At 54.8% G+C, this 20,681-nt stretch carries 14 protein-coding genes; 9 read left to right on the top strand and 5 right to left on the bottom strand.

What is annotated here, in order from left to right:
• The first annotated feature begins 254 nt into the window (after nucleotides 1-254).
• The 3 genes from O1V65_RS14475 to O1V65_RS14465 all read left to right on the top strand — a co-directional run bounded on the left by O1V65_RS14475 (nucleotide 255) and on the right by O1V65_RS14465 (nucleotide 4,011).
• Nucleotides 255-1,265 carry a phosphotransferase enzyme family protein gene (locus tag O1V65_RS14475; protein ID WP_269129828.1) on the top strand — a complete coding sequence of 337 codons (1,011 nt, stop codon included), beginning with the start codon at nucleotides 255-257 and terminating at the stop codon, nucleotides 1,263-1,265.
• 248 nt (nucleotides 1,266-1,513) lie between these two features.
• Complete coding sequence (gene qhpR, locus O1V65_RS14470) at nucleotides 1,514-2,527, top strand: AraC-like transcriptional regulator QhpR (protein WP_225741561.1); 1,014 nt, start codon at nucleotides 1,514-1,516, stop codon at nucleotides 2,525-2,527.
• A 419-nt stretch (nucleotides 2,528-2,946) separates the two neighbouring features.
• Nucleotides 2,947-4,011 carry an O-antigen ligase family protein gene (locus tag O1V65_RS14465; RefSeq protein ID WP_227952583.1) on the top strand — a complete coding sequence of 355 codons (1,065 nt, stop codon included), beginning with the start codon at nucleotides 2,947-2,949 and terminating at the stop codon, nucleotides 4,009-4,011.
• Between the two features lie 45 nt (nucleotides 4,012-4,056).
• Here the strand turns inward: O1V65_RS14465 and sbcC are convergent, their stop codons facing one another.
• Both sbcC and sbcD read right to left on the bottom strand, forming a co-directional pair.
• The gene (gene sbcC / locus O1V65_RS14460; RefSeq protein WP_269129827.1) at nucleotides 4,057-7,311 is read right to left on the bottom strand and encodes an exonuclease subunit SbcC; all 3,255 of its coding nucleotides are present in this window, start codon (nucleotides 7,309-7,311) and stop codon (nucleotides 4,057-4,059) included.
• Entirely contained in the window at nucleotides 7,308-8,546 is a 1,239-nt protein-coding gene (gene sbcD / locus O1V65_RS14455; RefSeq protein ID WP_017489844.1) for an exonuclease subunit SbcD, read from the bottom strand. Before sbcD ends, sbcC begins: the two co-directional genes overlap by 4 nt.
• 220 nt (nucleotides 8,547-8,766) lie before the next feature.
• Here sbcD and phoB point away from each other — a divergent pair, with 220 nt between their 5' ends.
• The 5 genes from phoB to proY all read left to right on the top strand — a co-directional run bounded on the left by phoB (nucleotide 8,767) and on the right by proY (nucleotide 15,873).
• Nucleotides 8,767-9,456 (top strand): phosphate response regulator transcription factor PhoB, encoded by a 690-nt coding sequence (gene phoB, locus O1V65_RS14450; protein ID WP_017489843.1) that lies wholly within the window; start codon nucleotides 8,767-8,769, stop codon nucleotides 9,454-9,456.
• 86 nt (nucleotides 9,457-9,542) lie between these two features.
• Nucleotides 9,543-10,862, top strand: a complete 1,320-nt coding sequence (gene phoR / locus O1V65_RS14445; RefSeq protein WP_084911962.1) for a phosphate regulon sensor histidine kinase PhoR — start codon at nucleotides 9,543-9,545, stop codon at nucleotides 10,860-10,862.
• Between the two features lie 308 nt (nucleotides 10,863-11,170).
• Nucleotides 11,171-12,271, top strand: coding sequence for a cobalamin-independent methionine synthase II family protein (locus O1V65_RS14440; RefSeq protein WP_269129826.1), 1,101 nt, complete (start codon nucleotides 11,171-11,173; stop codon nucleotides 12,269-12,271).
• Nucleotides 12,272-13,001: 730 nt separating this feature from the next.
• Nucleotides 13,002-14,321, top strand: coding sequence for a branched-chain amino acid transport system II carrier protein (brnQ, locus tag O1V65_RS14435; RefSeq protein WP_269129825.1), 1,320 nt, complete (start codon nucleotides 13,002-13,004; stop codon nucleotides 14,319-14,321).
• 163 nt (nucleotides 14,322-14,484) lie between these two features.
• Entirely contained in the window at nucleotides 14,485-15,873 is a 1,389-nt protein-coding gene (gene proY / locus O1V65_RS14430) for a proline-specific permease ProY (protein ID WP_026110246.1), read from the top strand.
• A gap of 122 nt (nucleotides 15,874-15,995) precedes the next feature.
• Here proY and ggt read toward each other — a convergent pair whose 3' ends face one another.
• From ggt to O1V65_RS14415, 3 genes are all read right to left on the bottom strand, one after another.
• Nucleotides 15,996-17,771 (bottom strand): gamma-glutamyltransferase, encoded by a 1,776-nt coding sequence (ggt, locus tag O1V65_RS14425; RefSeq protein ID WP_269129824.1) that lies wholly within the window; start codon nucleotides 17,769-17,771, stop codon nucleotides 15,996-15,998.
• 231 nt (nucleotides 17,772-18,002) lie between these two features.
• Nucleotides 18,003-18,605 carry a peroxiredoxin C gene (locus O1V65_RS14420; protein WP_017489837.1) on the bottom strand — a complete coding sequence of 201 codons (603 nt, stop codon included), beginning with the start codon at nucleotides 18,603-18,605 and terminating at the stop codon, nucleotides 18,003-18,005.
• Nucleotides 18,606-18,734: 129 nt separating this feature from the next.
• Nucleotides 18,735-19,316, bottom strand: a complete 582-nt coding sequence (locus tag O1V65_RS14415; RefSeq protein ID WP_017489836.1) for an ACP phosphodiesterase — start codon at nucleotides 19,314-19,316, stop codon at nucleotides 18,735-18,737.
• A gap of 268 nt (nucleotides 19,317-19,584) precedes the next feature.
• On the opposite strand from O1V65_RS14415, the gene queA reads away from it, so the two are divergent.
• Nucleotides 19,585-20,655, top strand: a complete 1,071-nt coding sequence (gene queA / locus O1V65_RS14410; RefSeq protein ID WP_017489835.1) for a tRNA preQ1(34) S-adenosylmethionine ribosyltransferase-isomerase QueA — start codon at nucleotides 19,585-19,587, stop codon at nucleotides 20,653-20,655.
• Nucleotides 20,656-20,681: the final 26 nt, after the last annotated feature.

Raw genomic sequence — 20,681 nt, 5'->3', positions numbered from 1 at the left:
CGGGTACGATTCGATTTTTCTCCGGCTGACCCCTGTCATCCGGCGAGTGAAGTTGTTTCGATAATGCACCGCGTTACCTCACAAAACTTGACCGCAGCGCGCTCAGTCCTGCACGCCAGAGTCAAGTTGACCGCTCGACGCCGAATTTGGTGTGCTGAAGTCAACAATTGGCCGTCCCGGGTCAAGCGAAGAACCGTTGTCGCTCGCATTCTGATAGCACAACCCCCTATTTGAGCTGCCCGGAGTGAACCCTGATGAATGCAAAACAGTCTGATACCCTGGACAACGCCAGCCTGCAACAGCTCGCTGCCAAGGCGTTAACCCGTTATCCCGATGCGCTACAGGGTGAACTCACCCTGATCTGCCGTTCAGAAAATGCCACCTTTGTCGTGAAGCTTGCCGACGGCAATCGTCTGGCGCTGCGCGTGCACCGCGACGACTATCACCAGCGTAACGAGATAGAGAGTGAGCTGGCGTGGCTCGACGCGCTGCGCGAAACCGGCATTCAGGTGCCAGAAGCGCTGGTAACGCAAGACGGCGAGCGTGTGCAGACTTTGTCACTGGGCGAAGGTGCCAGCCGCCACGTGGTGCTGTTTAAATGGATTGAAGGGGAGATGCCCACCACAGAGATCGATCCGCGCGCCTTTGCTCAGCTCGGCGAAGTGACGGCACGCCTGCATCAGCACAGCCAGCGCTGGCAGAAACCGAGCGGGTTTAAACGTATCGTCTGGGACCACCAGACCATGACCGGCGAAAAAGGCCACTGGGGACGCTGGCAGGATGCACCGGGTCTCCAGCCGAAAGACCATCCGATCGTCGAGGAGACCCTGCGCCGCGTTAGCCGCATTCTGGAAAAATACGGCAAGAGCAGTCAGCGCTATGGCCTGATCCATGCCGATCTGCGCCTCACCAACCTGCTGCTGCACAAAGGAGAGACGCGGGTGATCGACTTCGACGACTGCGGCATGGGCTGGTACATGCACGACGCGGCGGCGGCGATTAGTTTCGTCGAACATCATCCCCGTGCGTCAGAGTGGGTGGAGCACTGGCTGGCGGGGTATCAGCGCGTCTGTGCCCTCAGTGAGGACTGTTTGGCGGTGATCCCGACGATGATTATCCAGCGCCGTATTCAGCTGCTGGCCTGGGTGGGATCGCACGCGACGACCGAGATGGCGCTGAGTCTGGGCGATAATTGGGTCGCCGACAGTTTGAAACTTTGCCAAGCCTACCTCGCAACCGAGCAGTGCGCGCTGGCGGTGAGTTAAGCGTAATTTAACGACACACTGCACGGTTTGCGTGCAGTGTGCACTTTCCCTTGATATGCCAGCAAACTCCCCTTAAACCACCGCACCGGCTAAGTGCCTGACCTTAAAGCCCCTGATTTTTTCCTGATAATTCTTTCTCTGGTATGAAAATTGCAGCAACTCGTCTAGACAAATTAACCACAGTGGAAACGCGTATGCAGATTGACGTATTGCGGCAGTCAACCTTGTCAGGCTACACAGAGGCTGAGATGAACAGCAATCGCGGCGTATTGGCGGCGGCGGCCAGTGGGCTGAGCGATTTTATTATTACTAAAGGGGCCGACGTGGATCGCGTGCTGGGGATCTGCCATATCGATCCCGAGCTTTTGCAGCGTCCCACCTTGAGTCTCGGCCTGACCAACTATTGTCAGGTTCTGGAGGAGGCGGCCAGGCAGTCGGGTTGTGATAACTTCGGTTTGCATTACGGCAGGCAATTCAAACCACAGTCATTAGGCTTGATTGGTTACATTGGTCTTTGTTCGTCTTCGGCCGAAACCGCGTTGCAAAACGTGGTGAACGCCTTTCCGTTTCATCAGCACAATACGCTGACCCGTTTGGTCGACAAGGGCGAGTATTATCGCTTTGATTATCAGGTTCGCCACGGCGGCATCCTGTGTAAACGTCAGGACGCCGAGTTGACGCTGGGGATGATCCTGAATCTGCTGCGCCACGGTTTAGGCAGAAACTGGGCACCGCGCGAGGTGCATTTCGAGCATCCAAGGCCGGAGCAGTGGCACGAGCACTGCAAGATCTTCGACGCGCCAGTCTATTTTGATCAACCCTATAACTCGCTGATCATCGCCAAGCGGGATCTTCAGCGATCGATGCCCGAGCAGGATCAAACGTTGCTGTTGGTGATGCAGGATGCTATCCGCCGTTTGAACGCCGACAATCTGACGCAGCAGTCGGTGGTCGATCGCGCGAGATCGCAGGTCAGACAGAATTTGACCCTCGGCGAGCCGGTGCTCGACGACGTGGCCGACAAGATGGGCATGTCACCCAGCTCGCTGCAACGCCGGCTGCGTGAACAAAACCTGACGTTTACCCTGCTGGTGGACAAGGTGCGCTGCGAGCTGGCAACGCACTATCTTCAGCAACAGCAGCTGCCGATTTCAGAGATGGCACTGCTGTTAGGTTACTCCGAGGTCAGTGCCTTTTCGCGGGCGTTTCGCCGCTGGTTTGGCCTCAGTCCGCGGCAGTGGCGTCAGGAAAGGCAGCACTAAATTCTCTCTCATGGCGCAGTCCGCTAGGCTGCGTGATGCTCTTCGCATTCACGGCTGAAGTTTGCGCGCCGGCACTAAACCTAAACTGTAGGGCTACGAGATTATAAATTCGGAACAATAAAAATCGATTAAACCCCTCGAATATGGCAGTCTGCTACGCTTGACAGCATTAAATTTATAGCAAATCTTTGTGAGCAATATGGGAAATTAGCATGGCGTCAGGCTTAATTGGGCGGGATAGATTTAACCACTATCTCTTTATTGTCGTAGTAGCGCTTTTAATCTGTATTTTACCCTCCGGCTATACACATGAAAAAACCAGCAGAGAGATTTTCTACCTCTGCAGCTATTTATCAATAACCGGCATCGTTATAAATTATAAAGAATTCAAAGGAATATTCCTCTCTTCACGTTACGCCTTGCCGCTTTTTGCCCTCGCAGCGCTGTATGCCGTCTGGTCACTTTTTGCGGTTTATGTCACCACTGACAAAGCGAACGAATGGCTGTTGTTCACTTCGGCCAAACGCTGGTTTTTGAGCGGGCTGATAGCCCTTTATATCTGTTGGGGCGCGCGAAAGCAGCGACTTTCGGCGGCTACGCTGCAACGTTGCGCCTTGGCGTCGCTATTTGTGGCCTTTGCCGCCGCCAGCGTTTATGGCATCTGGCAACATTTCACTGACCCCGAACGCATCATCCTCGGCATCAACCGCGCCACGATGACCGCCTATGCCTATAGTGCGCTCGCGCTGTCGGTCATGACGCTGATTGGCCGCAGCTGCACCTCGTCGAAAAAATATCTCGCTATTCTGCTGATGTCGCTGGTGTCGTTGTACGTTATTTTCCTCACCGAGACGCGTTCAGCGATGGTATTACATCTGCTGCTGGTGGTCCTGCTGGTGCTGGCGATGCTGTGGAAGGACAAGAAACTCACCGCTAAATCACTGAGTATACTGATTATATTAGTGGTAGCCGTCGTGGGGGTAGGGTCGCGCTGGTCGATTGTACAGTCACGCTTTGACGTCACGATGAGCGAGTATCATCTCTACGAGAAGGGCGATGATCAAACCTCCTTGGGGTCGCGCTTTACGATGTGGAAAATGGGGCTGATAACCTTTGAACAGCATCCGTTCGGGCAAACCGAGACCGGGCGTAACCAGCGGATCGAACAGTATTTGCTGAGCCATAATCAGCCAAATTCTTGGGCGCTGCGTTACATCCAGGTTCACCTGCACAACGAGTTTATTCAGACTGCCTCTCTGTCGGGGATTTTTGGTATCGCGACCCTGTTGTTCTTCTTCGGTATGCTGATTTTCCGTAACGGCATTTCGGGGCTGCTGCTGAATCCGGTGTCTATGGTGGCATTGTCGGCCTTCCTTTATGGATTGACCGACGTGCTGCTGATTTCTGAAGAGTACATTGTGCTATTTTCAACGCTGATTCTGCTGTCGGCGCTGAGTTGCCGAACAGAGAAAGAAAACGCCTGATGAAAGGGGGGCCGCCGAGGAGAATTCGGCGGCCCCCGCAATGAGCTAGTCGTTTACCTTGAACGCATTGTCCAGCCGACTGATCCCTAATCCATTTACTTTCTTCACTTTTATCTGCACCGGAATACGGTCTTTCATCGCCTCGACGTGGCTAATTACGCCGATGGTTTTTCCACTGGCGTTCAGGCTGTCGAGTGCGTCCAGCGCGGTGTCGAGCGTGTCGGCGTCGAGCGTGCCGAAGCCTTCGTCGAGGAACAGCGAGTCGATGCGCGTTTTGTCGCTGACCAGATCCGACAGCGCCAACGCTAGCGCCAGACTCACCAGGAAGCTCTCACCGCCGGAGAGCGTGCGGGTATCGCGCACTGCGTCGGCCTGCCAGGTATCGACCACTTCAAGCTCGAGTGCATCGCTGGTTTTGCGCTGCAGCAGGTAGCGACCGTGCAGTTTGTCCATCTGCCTGTTGGCCAGATAAACCAGATGCTCCAGCGTTAATCCCTGTGCAAACCTGCGGAACTTGGCACCGTCGCTTGAGCCAAGAATCTGATTGAGGTAGCTCCAGTCGTCATACAGCTCCTGCGACTGGGCAATCTGCGTAAACAGCGCCCGTTGCCCGGCCTGGCGCTGGCTGTCGCTCTCAAGCTGGCTGCGCAGTTCGCCCTGACGCTGCTGCATCGTTCGCAGCTGGGCGTTCAACGCGGCTATCCGTTCCGCCAGGGCATCGGCCCGGCTGGTATGTTGATCGATACCGGCTGGGCGCGACTGAAGATGCTGTTCCAACTGCTCGCTGGCCTGCTGCAACAACGCCTCACTCTGGACTTGCTGCTGGCTGAGCCGGTCTTTCAGCGCCTGAAGCTGCTGGCGTAAAGACTCGTCAATCAGTGCCGCATTAACGGCCTCTTCATCGTCAAACGCGCTGGACGCCAGCGCCTGCTGCCACTGAGTTTGCGCCCGTAGCAGGTCGGTCTCGCACTGGCGCTGACTCTGCTGCAGGCTGAGCACTTGGCCGCCGAGCTGGTCGAGCTGTTGCTGCACCGCCTGCAATTGCTCATGAGCCTGATGGCGCGCCCGTTCTGCTGCCTGTTGCTGTTGGCGCAGGTGTTCGCGGACCTGTTTAACCTGTTGCTCGCCAAACAGGCTATGGCGCTGGCTGCGCAGTTGCGTGAGTAACTGCTCACTTTCGGCCAGTGTCTTGGCTAACTGCTCGACCTGCTGCTGAACCTCGGCATGCTGCTTGTGCAGCGTCAGAGCACGTTCGTTTTGAACCACGGCCTGTTCTTTAACCTGAGCCTGTTCGGCCTGCGCTGCGTACAACGCTTCCTTCGCGCGTTGAACGGCCTGCACGACGTCATCATGCTGACGGATCAACTGCTGGCACTGCTGTTCTTTTTCTTCACATTCCCTGAGCCAGTGTTGCAGCGCCTCGCCGTCTTGCAGGGTAAAGCCAAGGATCAGTGATCCGCAGGCCTGCTGCCACTGTTCGAGATATTCAGCCTGCTGTTTTTCGTCCTGTTGCAGGGCGCTTTGTAGCCGTTTTTGCTGCTCAAGCAGTCCTTCGGTGCGCGTGCGCAGCTGTGTGCCGGTGGTCTGCAGTCTGTCGGTTTCTTCACGCATTTTCTGTACGCGCAGCGCAGTTTCGGAGGGACTGACTGCCTGATAGGCCTCGATGGCCGGATGCGTCGTCGAGCCACACAGCGGGCACGGACAGCCGGTTTGTAGCCGTGCGCGTTCCGCTTCAAGGCTAACAATCAGCTGCTCCTGTGCCAGCAGTTTTTCTACATCGTTGAGATGCTGTTTCTGCTTTTTATACTGTTCGCGTGCATCGCTAAGCTGCTTTTCTGACTCGGTCAGTTCGTTCTGGCGCGCCGCGTACTCCTGCCGCTGCCTTTCGATACGCTGCGACAGTTGTTGATAGAGTGGCTGTAGGGTTGAAAGTTGCAGGCGCACCGGACGCAGCCTGGCAAGCTCTGCCTGTTGGCTGCGCAAAGTGGCCTGTGGAGACTGAGCCTCGAGCACGCTGTGCTGCTGAGTCTGGGTGTTTAACGCGGCCTTGAGTGCTTCTTCAGTGGCCTGAAACTGACGGGTTTTTTCCGCCGACGCCGCCTGCTCGGACACCCACTTTTTCCGCGACTCGTTCAACGCATGCAGCTGATTTTGCTGCTTAAGATGAGACTCGCGGTCCTCGTTTAGCTTCGCCTGTAAAGCCTCTATTTTGACGTCCAGCGGTTGAACCTGTTGCTCAATCAGCTCTTCCTGACGCTGCTTCTCGGCGGCCTGCTGTTGCTGGTTCTCTAGCGCCTGACCCAGCGCCTGAGTGAGCGGGTTTTTCGCCTGTTGCAGCTGTTGTTGCCGTTCACTCAGCTGCGTTATCTGACGCTGTAACTCGGTCTGCTGCTGTTGACAGCGCGACCGTTCGTTGAGCAACGGGCGGAGCTTTTCGGCCGGTTCACTGCGGGCAAGCTGCTCGAGCTGCGGCTGTGCCTGCTGTTTTTGCTGCGCCACGTCGGCAACATGCTGGCGGTACTGTTGCTGCTTTTGCTGGTTACTTTGCCATTGCTGCAACCAGTTCAGGCCGTGCTGTTGCAGTGCCGTTTGCTGACTCAATTCGGTTTCCTGCAGGCCCAACTGCGCGAGTTCCTGCTCCCGCTGCTGGCGCTGCTCGTCGTTCAACAGTTCGATACCTGCGGCGCGTTGGTGCAGCAGGTCTAGCTCGACTTTTGCCTGCTTGTGACGCTCGAAAACCTGAGCCGACAGGCGTCCGTAAATCTCGGTGCCGGTCAGCTCTTCAAGCAGTTCTGCGCGCTCGTTGGCCTTGGCATTAAGAAACGCGGCGAACTGACCCTGCGAGAGCATCATTGATTTGGTGAAACGGCCGAAGTCGAGGCCGGTCAATTCGGCGATAGCCGGCAGCTTGTCGCGGACCTTATCAGCCAATATCTTGCCGTCGGCCAACTGCGCGAGTTCGACCTTGGGGGCCTGTAGGTTGCCGGTCGGAGAATTCCCCGCGCGGCGCTGGCTCCAGAACGCCCGATAGCCAACGCCCTTGACCTCAAACTCCACCTCCGCCAGCGATTCGGCGGTGTGGCGGGTCATCAGCTCATTTTGGCTCGGCGAGACGTCAAGGCGCGGCGTCTGGTGGTAAAGTGCCAGACAGATGGCGTCGAGCAGGGTGGTTTTCCCCGCCCCGGTCGGGCCGGTAATAGCAAACAGACCGTTGCTGGCAAAGGGTTCGGCGGTGAAATCGATTTTCCACTCACCTTCCAGCGAGTTGAGGTTTTTTAGGCGCAGACTGAGGATTTTCACGGCGCGACGTCCTCCGCAGAATGACCGCTCTCAACCTGTTCAAGCACCTGAGAAAACAGCGTGCGGATGCGCTGCTGGCGACCCTCTTCGGGAGCATTTTCCTGCGCCAGACGCCGTTCAAAGACTTCGGTAACGCTCAACTCTTTCAAGGTCTCTTTCTCTTGTTGTTGCAGGCCCAGCAAGCGCTGCTCCTTGCTGCGCCGCAGCAGTACGACTTCGACCGGCAGCGGGTCGGTAAGCTGCTGCACCCGCCGCTGAATGTCGCTGAGATAGTCCTGTGTCGCGACCTCGATATCCAGCCAGACCACTTTCCCGTTCTCGAGGCCGGCATACGGCAGCAGCTGTTTTTCGATTTCGGCCAGCGTCCCTTTGATAATTTCCATCGGCTGTGAGCGAGGAATAACCAGCGTCTCGACGGCGTTGAGCTTCTCGGCGGTGAAATCGAGCAGGTAAACGCTCTTTTCATTGCTGGCTTCATCGAAACTGAGCGGAATCGGTGAGCCGCTGTAGCGAATATGCTCAGTTTTGGCAATTTTTTGCGCCTTGTGGATGTGCCCGAGCGCAACGTAGTCGACCGGCGGGAAGGCCTGCGCGGGGAATGCATCGAGCGTACCGATGTAAATGTCGCGCACCGAGTCGGAGGTGCTGACGCCCACGGTAGTCAGGTGCCCGGTGGCGATAATCGGCAGGGCGCCGCCGAGCTCATCGCGCCTGTCACAGGCCGCCTGATAAAGCGAGGCATAGTGCGCGGCGATGGCCTCCTGCAACGCCAGCTGTTTCTCGTTGCCGGACTGTCCGGCCTGGCTTGAAAGCAGGTCACGCGGGCGCAGGAACGGGATAGCGCAAAGTATCGCCCCCGGTTGCCCCTGGCGATTTTTCAGGGTCAGCACCTGACGCGACAGATCTTCGCCGACGGTGGCAATCACCTGGGTATTCAGGCAGGAAAGCAGCTCGCGCGATTCATTTAAGGTGGCGACGGAATCGTGATTCCCTGCCAGGACGATGAGCTGACAGCCTGTGCGCTGAAGGTCGACCACAAAGCGGTTATACAACTCGCGCGCGTAGCTTGGCGGCGAGCCGGTATCGAAAATATCCCCCGCGACCACCACCGCATCTATTTGATGTTGTTCAACCTGTTCAATCAGCCAGTTGAGAAAGGCCTGATGTTCGGGAGCGCGGCTTTTGGTAAAGAAGTACTGACCGAGGTGCCAGTCAGAGGTATGAATGAGTCGCATGGGGGGCTCGCGGTGGCGGTAACAGGCGATAAGTATAAACGCCGAGGGTAGTGGCTGTCGCCGAAAAACCTTTTCAATGACAAATGCCTGGGTCAAAAATAACGCCTTGGCTACACTTAAACGCAGCGTAAATTCTTTTCATAAATCTGTCACAAAAGTGACGCATAATGACGCCCGAAATCAAAATTAAGTTCGCTAACTTATTTGGCAGGCTATCAAAATGGCTAGACGCATATTAGTTGTGGAAGACGAAGCACCGATCCGTGAAATGGTTTGTTTTGTGCTTGAGCAGAATGGTTATCAGGCCATTGAAGCTGAAGATTTCGACTCGGCGGTCAATCGTCTGATTGAACCTTACCCTGAGTTAATTTTGCTGGATTGGATGTTGCCCGGTGGGTCAGGCATTCAGTTTATCAAACACCTTAAACGCGAAGCGCTGACCCGAGATATTCCGGTGATGATGCTCACAGCAAGAGGTGAAGAGGAAGACCGTGTGCGTGGGCTCGAAGTCGGCGCCGATGATTACATTACCAAACCCTTCTCTCCCAAAGAGCTGGTGGCCCGTATTAAGGCCGTTATGCGCCGCATCTCTCCGATGGCGGTCGAGGAAGTCATTGATATGCAAGGCCTTAGCCTTGACCCATCCTCGCATCGCGTTATGGCGAACGAGCTGGCGTTGGACATGGGCCCAACCGAATTCAAACTGCTGCACTTCTTCATGACGCACTCTGAGCGCGTCTATAGCCGTGAACAGTTGCTCAATAACGTCTGGGGCACTAACGTTTATGTAGAGGATCGCACGGTTGATGTGCATATCCGTCGCCTGCGTAAAGCGTTGGAAACCAGTGGGCACGACCGCATGATCCAGACGGTTCGCGGAACAGGCTACAGGTTCTCGACTCGCTACTAATACCCTTCATCTTTCATGTTGCAGATGCGCAGGCAACATGAAAGATATTGGGTAGGCATCTCTATCACTCACAGCGGAGATACTGTGTGTTAGAACGATTATCCTGGAGGCGTCTGGCTGGTGAACTATTTATGTTCTGCTGTCCTGCGCTTATCCTCGCCATTTTTATTGGTTATCTGCCCTGGCTGCTGCTGGCTTCCGTGCTGGCGGCGCTGGGTTGGAACTATTTTAACCAACTAAAGCTTTCCCACTGGCTGTGGCTCGATCGCAGCATTACCCCTCCTAGTGGACTATGGAGCTGGGAACCGCTGTTCTATGGCCTTAATCAGATGCAGATGCGAAATCGCCGCCGGCGACGCGAGCTGGCGCTGTTGATTAAACGTTTTCGCAGCGGGGCGGAATCGCTCCCTGATGCCGTGGTATTGACCACCGAAGAGGGCAATATTTTCTGGTGTAACGGCCTGGCTCAGGAGCTTCTGGGCTTCCGCTGGCCGGAAGACAACGGCCAGCACCTGTTTAACCTGCTGCGCTATCCTGAACTGCGTGTTTGGGTGCAGAGTCGAGATTTTACCCGCCCGCTGACGCTGCACCTTAATAATGAGCACTACGTCGAGTTTCGAATCATGCCGTATTCGGAAGGACAACTGCTAATGGTGGCTCGCGACGTGACGCAAATGCGCCAGCTTGAAGGGGCCCGACGCAACTTCTTCGCCAACGTGAGCCACGAGCTGCGCACACCGTTGACCGTCTTGCAGGGCTATCTGGAGATGATGGACGATTCCACGCTGGAGGAGCCTTTCCGCAGCAAGGCACTGGACACCATGCAGGAGCAGACGCGGCGGATGGACGGTTTGGTCAAACAGCTGCTGACGCTGTCGCGCATCGAGGCTGCCACTAATATCGATCTACAGGAAAAAGTCGATATCCCGGGCATGCTGGGCATGCTGGAGCACGAGGTTGCTGCGCTGAGCGCTGGACGCCACGAAATCGTGTTCAAGATTAACGAACATCTCAAGGTGTTTGGCAACGACGAGCAGCTGCGCAGTGCGGTATCGAATCTGGTGTATAACTCGGTGAACCATACGCCGCCCGGCACGCGCATTGAGGTGAGCTGGCAGCAGACGGCGCAGGGCGCACAGTTTCAGGTCAGTGACAACGGGCCGGGCATTGCTCCGCAGCATATTCCGCGTCTCACCGAGCGATTCTATCGGGTAGACAAGGCGCGTTCGCGTCAGACCGGTGGCAGCGGCCTCGGGCTGGCTATCGTGAAGCACGCACTGAGCCATCATCATTCCCGTCTGGATATTGACAGTGAGGTCGGTGTCGGTACCCGCTTTATGTTCACGCTGCCTAACCGGCTGATAGTCACTAACGCACCCGCTGAGAACCAGCGTGTTAAGCACTGACGCTTCCCTTAAACGGTCCTTTGATGGCCCGTTTTCTTTTTCACTCTCCCGCAAAATGCCTCGTCGATTTCATTCAAAATGAAATCATCACACGTGATCATGAATATTTTTCAAGTGATGTGAAAATTACTCGTTTTGTGATGAAGACTATTCATGGCAGCATAGCCTTTAAGCCGTTTAGACATCCAGAAGTCTATATATCACTCAAAGTAACTATTCACATTGTGAACTAACTCGCTTTGACCTTGGGCTACCCTTTAATTAATTGCAGCGGCGTAACGCGCCGAGGCGTTTGTCAGGAGTTGAAAATGTCACAGCCAAACCCAGTCTATCGTGCCGAAGTTGTTGGTAGCTTCCTGCGTCCGGAAGCACTGAAAAAAGCCCGTCAGCAGTTCAAAGACGGTGAAATCGATGCGCAGCAGCTGCGTGCGGTGGAAGACACCGAAATCCGTCGTGTGGTAGAACAGCAGCGCGAAGCCGGTCTGCAAGTGGTCACTGACGGCGAATTCCGCCGTGCGTGGTGGCACTTTGACTTCTTCGAAGGCCTGCAGGGCGTTGAAGGTTATGATGCAGAGCAGGGGATTCAGTTCAACGGCGTGCAGACTAAATCACGCAGTATCAAAGTGGTCGATAAGATTGCCTTTGGCGACCACCCAATGCTGGAGCATTTTCATTTCCTGAAAAGCATCAGCGGCGACGCGGTAGCGAAGATGACCATTCCTAGCCCAAGCGTGATGCACTTTCGTTATAACCGCGATGCGGTAAAAAACGTATATCCAAACCTGGAAGACTACTTTGAAGATCTGGCGCAGGTTTACCGTGACGCGATTAAAGCCTTCTATGACGCAGGCTGCCGTTACCTGCAGCTGGACGACACCGTCTGGGCCTACCTGTGCTCTGAAGATCAGAAGAAGCAGATTGTGGCACGCGGTGATGACCCGCAGGTGCTGGCCAAAACTTATGCGCGCGTATTAAACAAGGCGATTGAAGGCAAGCCTGACGACCTGATCATTGGTCTGCATGTGTGTCGCGGCAACTTCCGCTCAACCTGGATTTCCGAAGGCGGTTATGAGCCGGTAGCCGAAATCTTATTCGGTACCGTAAACATCGACCGTTTCTTCCTGGAATACGACAACGAACGTGCAGGCGGCTTCGAGCCTCTACGCTTCATCAAGCCGGGTCACCAGCAGGCAGTACTGGGCCTGATTACCACCAAAACCGGTGAGCTAGAGCAGGCGAAAGACGTGGAAGCACGTATCAAGGAAGCGAGCGAATATCTAGACATCAACCAGATCTGCCTGAGCCCGCAGTGTGGCTTCGCTTCTACCGAAGAAGGTAACAGTCTGAGCGAGAAGCAACAGTGGGATAAGCTGAAGCTAGTGGTCGATTTAGCCGCTAAGATTTGGTAAAGCTTGATCTTTCGAGCTACAGCGGCGTTCGCTTCCTTCGCTCACCCCAGTCACTTACTGATGTAAGTTCTTGGGGATGAGCTTAGTCGCTGCCTTGCTGTAGCTCGAAATCTCTGCGCTTTAAGCGAGGACTACAGCGGCGTTCGCTTCCTTCGCTCACCCCAGTCACTTACTGATGTAAGTTCCTGGGGATGAGCTTAGTCGCTGCCTTGCTGTAGCTCGAAATCTCTGCGCTTTGTCTACGCTTTAATAGTGCAGGGAGATCAAAAACTTGGCTATTGCAAATTGAGTTGTTGCGTAATGGTTAAGAATGCACCGCATAATTGTGCGTGAATTGGCTATAAATTGGTTGTTTCACGCACTTTTCATTTCATTAAAGCTTAAAATAGTCATTTGTCGCTCAAAAAACATACGCATCATGTGGTGATTTTGTGTCTATATCCAGTTAATCTCTCTGTTGTGCCTTTTAAATCCAGTTGATGACTCTGCTTTTGGGATCAAGACTTGCCTTCATGCACTATAAAAGCGTACCTTAGCGCCGCTGCCACTCGCACAACCCCTGCATAATAACGTCGTTTTTTAACATATCGTCAGGCGTTTTCAGCTCACTCTCGTACGTTGGATTGGGCCACTTGCGCCATCCAGGGTTCAGGGATTCTCCTCGGAATTTGAGCCGAGTGTCAGCATCGGACACTTTTATTCATTTTGCACAGGCATCACGACATCCATCATGAGTCATCGTTTAACAACCAAAGATATTCTGGCACTGGGCTTTATGACCTTTGCCTTATTCGTCGGCGCGGGGAACATCATTTTCCCACCGATGGTCGGTTTGCAGGCTGGCCACCACGTTTGGTGGGCGGCATTCGGCTTTATGATTACTGCCGTGGGCCTACCGGTCATGACCGTGGTCGCGCTGGCTCGCGTGGGTGGCGGTATCGACGCGCTGAGTACGCCAATTGGCCGTAAAGCCGGTCTGCTACTGGCCACCGTCTGCTATCTGGCCGTCGGGCCGTTGTTTGCCACGCCGCGCACCGCGACCGTTTCTTTTGAAGTCGGTATCGCTCCACTGACCGGTGACGGTGCAACCCCTCTGCTGGTTTACAGCCTGATTTACTTTGTGCTGGTCATCGGCATCTCCCTCTATCCGGGTCGTCTGCTCGATACCGTTGGGCACGTTCTGGCACCGCTGAAAATTGCTGCTCTGGCTGTTCTGGGTATTGCCGCCGTCCTGTGGCCTGCCGGTCAGCCACTGCCTGCCACCGAAGCCTACCAGACCCAGCCGTTCTCAAACGGTTTCGTGAACGGTTATCTGACCATGGACACCCTGGGTGCGCTGGTATTCGGCATTGTTATCGTTAACGCGGCGCGTTCTCGCGGCGTGAAAGACGCCAAACTGCTGACCCGTTACACCATCTGGGCGGGCCTGATTGCCGGTGTGGGCCTGCTGCTGGTATACCTCAGCCTGTTCAAAATGGGTGAGAATACCGCCTCCCTGGTGCCTCAGGCGCAGAACGGTGCGGTTATTCTGCACAGCTACGTTCAGCAAACCTTTGGTGGCATCGGCAGCTTCTTCCTGGCGGCGCTTATCTTTATCGCCTGTATGGTCACTGCTGTTGGCCTGACCTGTGCCTGCGCCGAGTTCTTCTCACAGTATCTGCCGCTGTCTTACAAGACGCTGGTATTTATTCTGGGCCTGTTCTCTATGCTGGTTTCAAACCTGGGTCTGAGCCACCTGATCCAGATTTCTATTCCGGTGCTGACCGCCATTTATCCGCCGTGTATTGCTCTGATTGTCCTGAGCTTTACACTGCGCTGGTGGAATAGCTCGTCGCGTATTATCGCGCCGGTAATGCTGGTGAGTCTGATTTTCGGTATCATCGACGGCATCAAGACTTCAACGTTTGCCACCATGCTGCCTGCATGGGCCACGAAATTGCCACTGGCAGAGCAGGGACTGGCGTGGTTACCGCCGTCCATTCTGATGCTGGTGCTGGTTGCGGTTTACGACAAGGTGTGCGGTGAGCGTAAAGTGACAGCGCATCAGTAATGAGCGCTAACTGTCTGCCATATAATCAGTGGCAACAGCGTTGATTAAGCTTTCGCCAATTTAGGCCACGGAATTGTTTCCGTGGCTTTTTCGTTGGCACAGGGGGATGGAATTTCTCCATCATCTCGTTTTTAGACCGCGCTTTATGATTTGGAATTTTTGAATGCAACACTCTCTAGATACACAGTCGGCTGAGACACCCTCAACTTCGCTTAAACGCGGACTGAGCACCCGACATATTCGCTTTATGGCGTTGGGGTCGGCTATCGGTACTGGCCTGTTCTACGGCTCGGCTGACGCTATTAAAATGGCAGGCCCAAGCGTGCTGCTGGCTTATCTGGTCGGCGGGATTATTGCTTTTATCATTATGCGCGCGCTGGGCGAGATGTCGGTGAATAACCCCCAGACCGGCTCGTTTTCACGCTATGCACAGGATTACCTGGGGCCGCTGGCTGGCTACATCACCGGCTGGACTTACTGCTTCGAAATTCTGATTGTCGGCATCGCCGACGTGACGGCCTTCGGCATCTACATGGGGGTCTGGTTCCCCGACGTACCGCACTGGATGTGGGTGCTCAGCGTAGTGCTCATCATCGGCGGTATCAACATGATGAGCGTCAAGGTGTTCGGTGAGCTGGAGTTCTGGTTCTCGTTCTTCAAAGTTCTGACCATCATCGTGATGATTGCAGCCGGTCTGGGCATCATTATCTGGGGTATTGGCAACGGCGGTCACCCGACCGGCATCAGCAACCTGTGGAGCCACGGTGGATTCTTTAGCCACGGTATCATGGGGACCATACTGTCATTACAAATGGTGATGTTTGCCTACGGCGGTATCGAAATCATCGGTATCACCGCCGGTGAAGCGGAAGACCCAAAGAAAACCATTCCTAAAGCCATCAACTCCGTGCCATGGCGTATTTTGGTTTTCTACATGGGAACACTGTTTGTTATCATGTCCATCTTCCCATGGAACCTGGTCGGGACGCAGGGCAGTCCGTTCGTACTGACCTTCCAGCATATGGGCATCGCTGCCGCCGCGACGATTCTTAACTTTGTGGTCATCACCGCGTCGCTATCGGCAATTAACGCCGATATCTTTGGCGTGGGCCGAATGCTGCACGGCATGGCGGTACAGGGGCAGGCGCCTCAGGTGTTCAGCAAAGTTTCCCGCCGCGGTACGCCGTTTATGACGGTTATCGTGATGATGGCTGCACTGCTGGTTGCGGTGTACTTGAACTACATCATGCCGGAAAGCGTGTTCCTGGTGATTGCCTCGTTGGCTACCTTTGCCACCGTGTGGGTATGGATAATGATTCTGTTCTCGCAGATTGGCTTCCGCCTCAAGCTGAGCCGTCAGCAGATTGCCGAGCTGGAATTCCCGATGCGCGGCGGTATCTTCACCTCGATTGTGGCCATCATCTTCCTGTTCTTCATCATCGGACTGATTGGTTACTTCCCAGATACCCGTATGTCGCTCTACGCGGGCGGTGTTTGGGTTCTGGCGCTGCTGGTGAGCTACTGGATTAAATCGCGCAACAAAGCCGGATAACGGCGCTAACACGGCAATAAGAAAGGGAGGTAAGCAAGTGCTTACCTCCCTTTTTAACATGGCTTATCGGGTCATCTATGTTGCTGTGATTAGGGAGCGCACCCCATAGCGCGCGCGGCCAATCAGTAACCGATCGCCGCGCCCGCCGGACGACGTACGTCGTTGGCACCGTACAGATAGCCTTCGCGCACTTTTCCCGATACCGCCGCATCATTACCCGAACTCTGCGGGGTCACGCCCGCCGCACCCGGCAACCCGACCATAATCAGCTCCGCTGCTCCCCAAGGGGTCTGCTCGACCATCTTGTAGCCCATCTTCTGCAGCAGGTTGAGGCTGTCGGCCGACACCCCGCGCTGCTCGTAATAGACCTCGTCAGGCAGCCACTGGTGGTGAATGCGCGGGGCGTTGACCGCTTCCTGTGGAGGCATGCCGTAGTCAATCACGTTAAGCGCCGTTTCCAGCGTGATGGTGATGATGCGAGACCCGCCCGGTGAACCGAGAACCATAAAGGTTTTGCCGTCTTTAGTGATTAAACTCGGGCTCATCGATGATAGTGGGCGCTTACCGGGGGCAATGGCGTTCTTGCTGCCCTGCACCAGACCATACATGTTTTTCTCACCGACCTTGCTGGTGAAATCGTCCATCTCGTCGTTAAGGAAGAAGCCGGTACCCGGTGCAATCTCTATTGAACCAAACAGACCATTAATGGTGTAAGTGGTTGAAACCGCATTGCCGTCTTTATCTACAATCGAGTAATGCGTGGTCTCAGGCTTCTCGTGCGGTTCCATGCCAGGCTGCACCTGAGAAGAAGGCGTTGCCTTATCGGCCTCAATCTTCTTGCGAATATCTGCCGCGTAGCTCTTGCTCAGCAGACGGTCGACCGGGTTCTTCACGAACGCCGGATCGCCGAGGAAGGTGTTGCGGTCCATGTAGGCATGACGCATTGCTTCAGTCAAATAGTGAATCGACGCCGCCGAGTTGAAGCCCATGCTCTTCAGGTCGTAACCTTCAAGAATATTCAAAGTTTCACACAACGTGACGCCGCCTGAGCTCGGCGGTGGTGCAGAGACAAACTTGTAGCCGCGATAGCTACAGGTGACCGGTGCGGTTTCAGTGACCTTGTAGTTGGCAAAGTCGGCGGCGGTGATAATACCGCCGCCTTTTTTGGAGGCTGCCTCGACCGCGGCCGGGATTTTGCCTTTGTAGAAAGCGTCGGGGCCACGTTTTGAAATTGCTTCCAGCGTGTTGGCGAGGTCTTTCTGAACCAGTCGATCGCCCGGCTGCAAAGGCGTGCCGTCTTTTCTCAGGAAGATTTTCGCCACGTCAGGCTGGTCTTTGAACTTGGCCGTTTTGGTGTCGAGGATGTCGGTATCGGCGCGGGTCAGCACAAATCCTTGACGCGCGAGCTTGATGGCCGGAGCCATTACCTGGGCGCGCGTGAGTTTACCGTATTCACGCTGGGCGTGATCCAGACCCATCACCGTGCCCGGCACGCCGACGGCGAGATAACCGTACAGGCTGGCGCCTTTTTTGATATTCCCCTGTGCGTCGAGGTACATATTGGCGCTGGCAGCCGCAGGTGCCATTTCACGGAAGTTAATGAAAGTATCTTTTCCATCGGCCAGATGGACGGTCATAAAGCCGCCGCCGCCAATATTGCCGCAGCACGGGTTAACCACCGCTTCGGCATAGCCAACGGCTACTGCGGCATCAATAGCATTACCGCCTTTTTTGAGGATATCAACGCCAACCTGCGAGGCCAGGTATTGCGAAGTAACGACCATACCATTTTTGGCTTCAACTGCCGGGGCTGACGCCGCGTGCAGAGCGCCACTCACCAGCAGTGCGCCTACGGTTAATGGTACGGCTAACGGCCTTGCCCAGAGCTTTAAAGACATAACAACTCCTGTTTATACCCTGTCAGTGTGTTTTTTTGAAAAAAACGGATCCAATGAAATAACATCGGTAAGCTCTTATGTTATTTAACATTTAAGGAATAAAGGCAAGCAGGAGTATCAGCAGAAAGGCAAAAGTGTGGCGGGGCGAAAATTATCCGGGCATAAAAAAACGGCCAGCAAGGCTGACCGTTTCGGTAAAAGGGGATTGGCTGATGCCGATAATCGAAACGATTACAGGTTAACAGCGTTCTCAGACAGGTAAGCAGCAACGCCAGTTGGAGAAGCGTCCATACCTTTTTTACCTTTTTCCCACTGAGCCGGGCAAACTTCACCGTGCTCTTCGTGGAATTGCAGTGCGTCAACCATACGCAGCATTTCGTCGATGTTACGGCCCAGCGGCAGGTCGTTAACAACCTGGTGACGCACGATACCTTTATCATCGATCAGGAAAGAACCACGCAGTGCAACGCCCGCTTCTGGGTGTTCGATGCCGTAGGCTTTCTGGATTTCACGTTTGATGTCAGCAACCATCGCGTATTTCACTTTGCCGATGCCGCCATTCTCAACCGGGGTGTTACGCCATGCGTTGTGAACAAACTCAGAGTCGAAAGAAACGCCAACAACTTCAACGCCTTTAGACTGGAATTCTTCGTAACGCTTGTCGAAAGCGATCAGCTCGGATGGGCACACGAAAGTGAAGTCCATTGGCCAAAAGAACACAACGGTGGCTTTACCCGCGGTATGTTTTTTAAAGTTGAAGTTTTCAACAACTTCGCCGCTGCCAAGTACAGCTGCTGCGGTAAAATCTGGGGCCGGACGCGTTACCAGAACCATAAAAACTCCTTTCTAGTATAGGTAAATGAAGAGGGGTGATGAAATCAGCGGTCAGTATAAGGGCAACGAGTAGGGGAATAAACCCCATGGGACCAATCGATCAGATAGCACTCGGCTATCAACTGTGATCTAGATCTGCTTCTCGCGCGCCTGTTGCATCATTTGCGGATAAAACTGCCAGAACTGTCGCTCTAGCTGGGCATATTCGCGCTCTACGTCATAAAAAGAGCCCGCTAAGGCTGCGAGCCTCGGGCGTCGATTGGCCATGCCTTGTAATACATCCTTAATAAAGGATAAGTCAGCATAGCGCTCCATCCAGCGCTGCGGCCAGAGGTAGAGGTTAAGGTTACGAAAACGCTCTGGGGTCTCGGCCAGGTTTGGCTCGATTTGCTGCCGACACTGGTTGATAAAGAGCGGCAGCGGCGTGTCAGGGCACAGTTTGTCCCAGTGCAGCGACAGGAAATGGTCCCATACGACGTCGAGCGTGATGGGCGCGACGCGGCGGTAATCGGCACTGAAAAACTCGCGGGCAACTTTGACTTCCGGCAGGGAGTCGGTCATCACGTCAACGCGACGATGCATGCGGATACCGTCAGTCACCGCGCTGGCGTAAAGCCCCTCGGGGTTGCCGCGAACGAAGTCGGCCATCAGGTTTCCCAATAGCGAACTGTCGGCCAATTTGGCCAGATGAAGGTGTGCGAGAAAATTCATTCCGGCAGTATAACGTCTTTATCCTGAAAATTACCCCAGGGTTTCCTGATTTATTCCGGTGAAAGCTTGCAGGGGCAACCCGCTAGCTCTAGACTAAGCCGCCTGTTTTATCCTGCAACTCTCATGCAGCAGATGCGTTGGCCACGCCCGCTCACCCTGGTCACTGACTTGAGTCACCTCTTGGGGAGGGGCGAGCCTGCCGCCTTCTTGCAACGCGAGCTGTCTGGATAAAAGATTAATATCTTAAGTTAATGTGGAAATATCAGCTATGCGCGTTGCCGATTTTACGTTCGAACTTCCTGAGTCCCTGATTGCTCGCTACCCGCAAAGTCAGCGCAGCGGGTGTCGTTTACTGTCTCTGGACGGACCGACCGGAGAACTGACGCACGGTATCTTTACAGATGTGCTGGATAAACTGAACCCGGGCGACCTGCTGGTTTTCAACAATACCCGCGTTATTCCTGCGCGCGTATTCGGTCGCAAGGCGAGCGGCGGCAAGATTGAGGTGCTGGTCGAGCGCGTTCTCGATTCACACCGCGTGCTGGCACACGTTCGTGCCTCCAAAGCACCCAAGCCGGGCGCAGAACTGCTGCTGGGCGACGCCGAAAACATCAAGGCGACCATGGTCGCGCGCCACGACACGCTGTTCGAGTTGGAATTTAATGAAGATAAAGATGTCTTTACTCTGCTCGATGAAATCGGCCATATGCCGCTGCCACCTTATATCGATCGCCCGGACGAAGACGCCGACCGTGAGCTTTATCAAACGGTTTACAGCGAGCGTTTAGGCGCCGTGGCGGCGCCGACCGCTGGACTGCACTTTGATCGGCCGCTGATGGACGCGCTGAAAGAGAAAGGCGTCGAGCTGGCGTTCGTTACGCTGCACGTTGGGGCAGGCACCTTCCAGCCGGTGCGCGTCGAGACCATTGAAAAGCATGTGATGCACGCCGAGTACGCCGAGGTTCCTCAGGAAGTCGTCGATGCCGTTCTTGCCTGTAAGGCGCGCGGTAATCGCGTGGTGGCCGTAGGCACCACCTCGGTACGTTCGCTCGAGAGTGCGGCCAACGCCTGCAAAGACGGTCTTATCGCCCCTTTCTACGGTGATACCAGTATCTTTATTTTCCCAGGTTATGAATACCAGGTCATTGATGTGCTGATCACCAATTTCCACCTGCCAGAATCGACGCTGATCATGCTGGTTTCCGCGTTTGCAGGCTATAAAAATACCATTAACGCCTATCATCAGGCGGTAGCGGAAGAGTACCGTTTCTTTAGTTATGGTGATGCTATGTTCATCCACCGTAACCCGCTGGCACCACAAGAAGTGGTCGGCGAGTAGTTTTTTATCTGCCCATTGGTGGGCTA

Origin of the sequence: Rouxiella badensis, assembly GCF_026967515.2 — a bacterium.
Lineage (GTDB): Bacteria > Pseudomonadota > Gammaproteobacteria > Enterobacterales > Enterobacteriaceae > Rouxiella > Rouxiella badensis.
Note: the sequence above shows the minus strand (reverse complement) of the source record. Positions and strands in the feature narration are given on the sequence as shown.

What these genes read in the sequence shown, in the direction of transcription:
- queA (WP_017489835.1), top strand. Translation starts at nt 19,585, where the DNA reads ATGCGCGTTGCCGATTTTACGTTCGAACTTCCTGAGTCCCTGATTGCT.
- O1V65_RS14440 (WP_269129826.1), top strand. Translation starts at nt 11,171, where the DNA reads ATGTCACAGCCAAACCCAGTCTATCGTGCCGAAGTTGTTGGTAGCTTC.
- ggt (WP_269129824.1), bottom strand. Translation starts at nt 17,771, where the DNA reads ATGTCTTTAAAGCTCTGGGCAAGGCCGTTAGCCGTACCATTAACCGTA.
- proY (WP_026110246.1), top strand. Translation starts at nt 14,485, where the DNA reads ATGCAACACTCTCTAGATACACAGTCGGCTGAGACACCCTCAACTTCG.
- O1V65_RS14420 (WP_017489837.1), bottom strand. Translation starts at nt 18,605, where the DNA reads ATGGTTCTGGTAACGCGTCCGGCCCCAGATTTTACCGCAGCAGCTGTA.
- sbcD (WP_017489844.1), bottom strand. Translation starts at nt 8,546, where the DNA reads ATGCGACTCATTCATACCTCTGACTGGCACCTCGGTCAGTACTTCTTT.
- phoB (WP_017489843.1), top strand. Translation starts at nt 8,767, where the DNA reads ATGGCTAGACGCATATTAGTTGTGGAAGACGAAGCACCGATCCGTGAA.
- qhpR (WP_225741561.1), top strand. Translation starts at nt 1,514, where the DNA reads ATGAACAGCAATCGCGGCGTATTGGCGGCGGCGGCCAGTGGGCTGAGC.
- O1V65_RS14415 (WP_017489836.1), bottom strand. Translation starts at nt 19,316, where the DNA reads ATGAATTTTCTCGCACACCTTCATCTGGCCAAATTGGCCGACAGTTCG.
- O1V65_RS14475 (WP_269129828.1), top strand. Translation starts at nt 255, where the DNA reads ATGAATGCAAAACAGTCTGATACCCTGGACAACGCCAGCCTGCAACAG.
- brnQ (WP_269129825.1), top strand. Translation starts at nt 13,002, where the DNA reads ATGAGTCATCGTTTAACAACCAAAGATATTCTGGCACTGGGCTTTATG.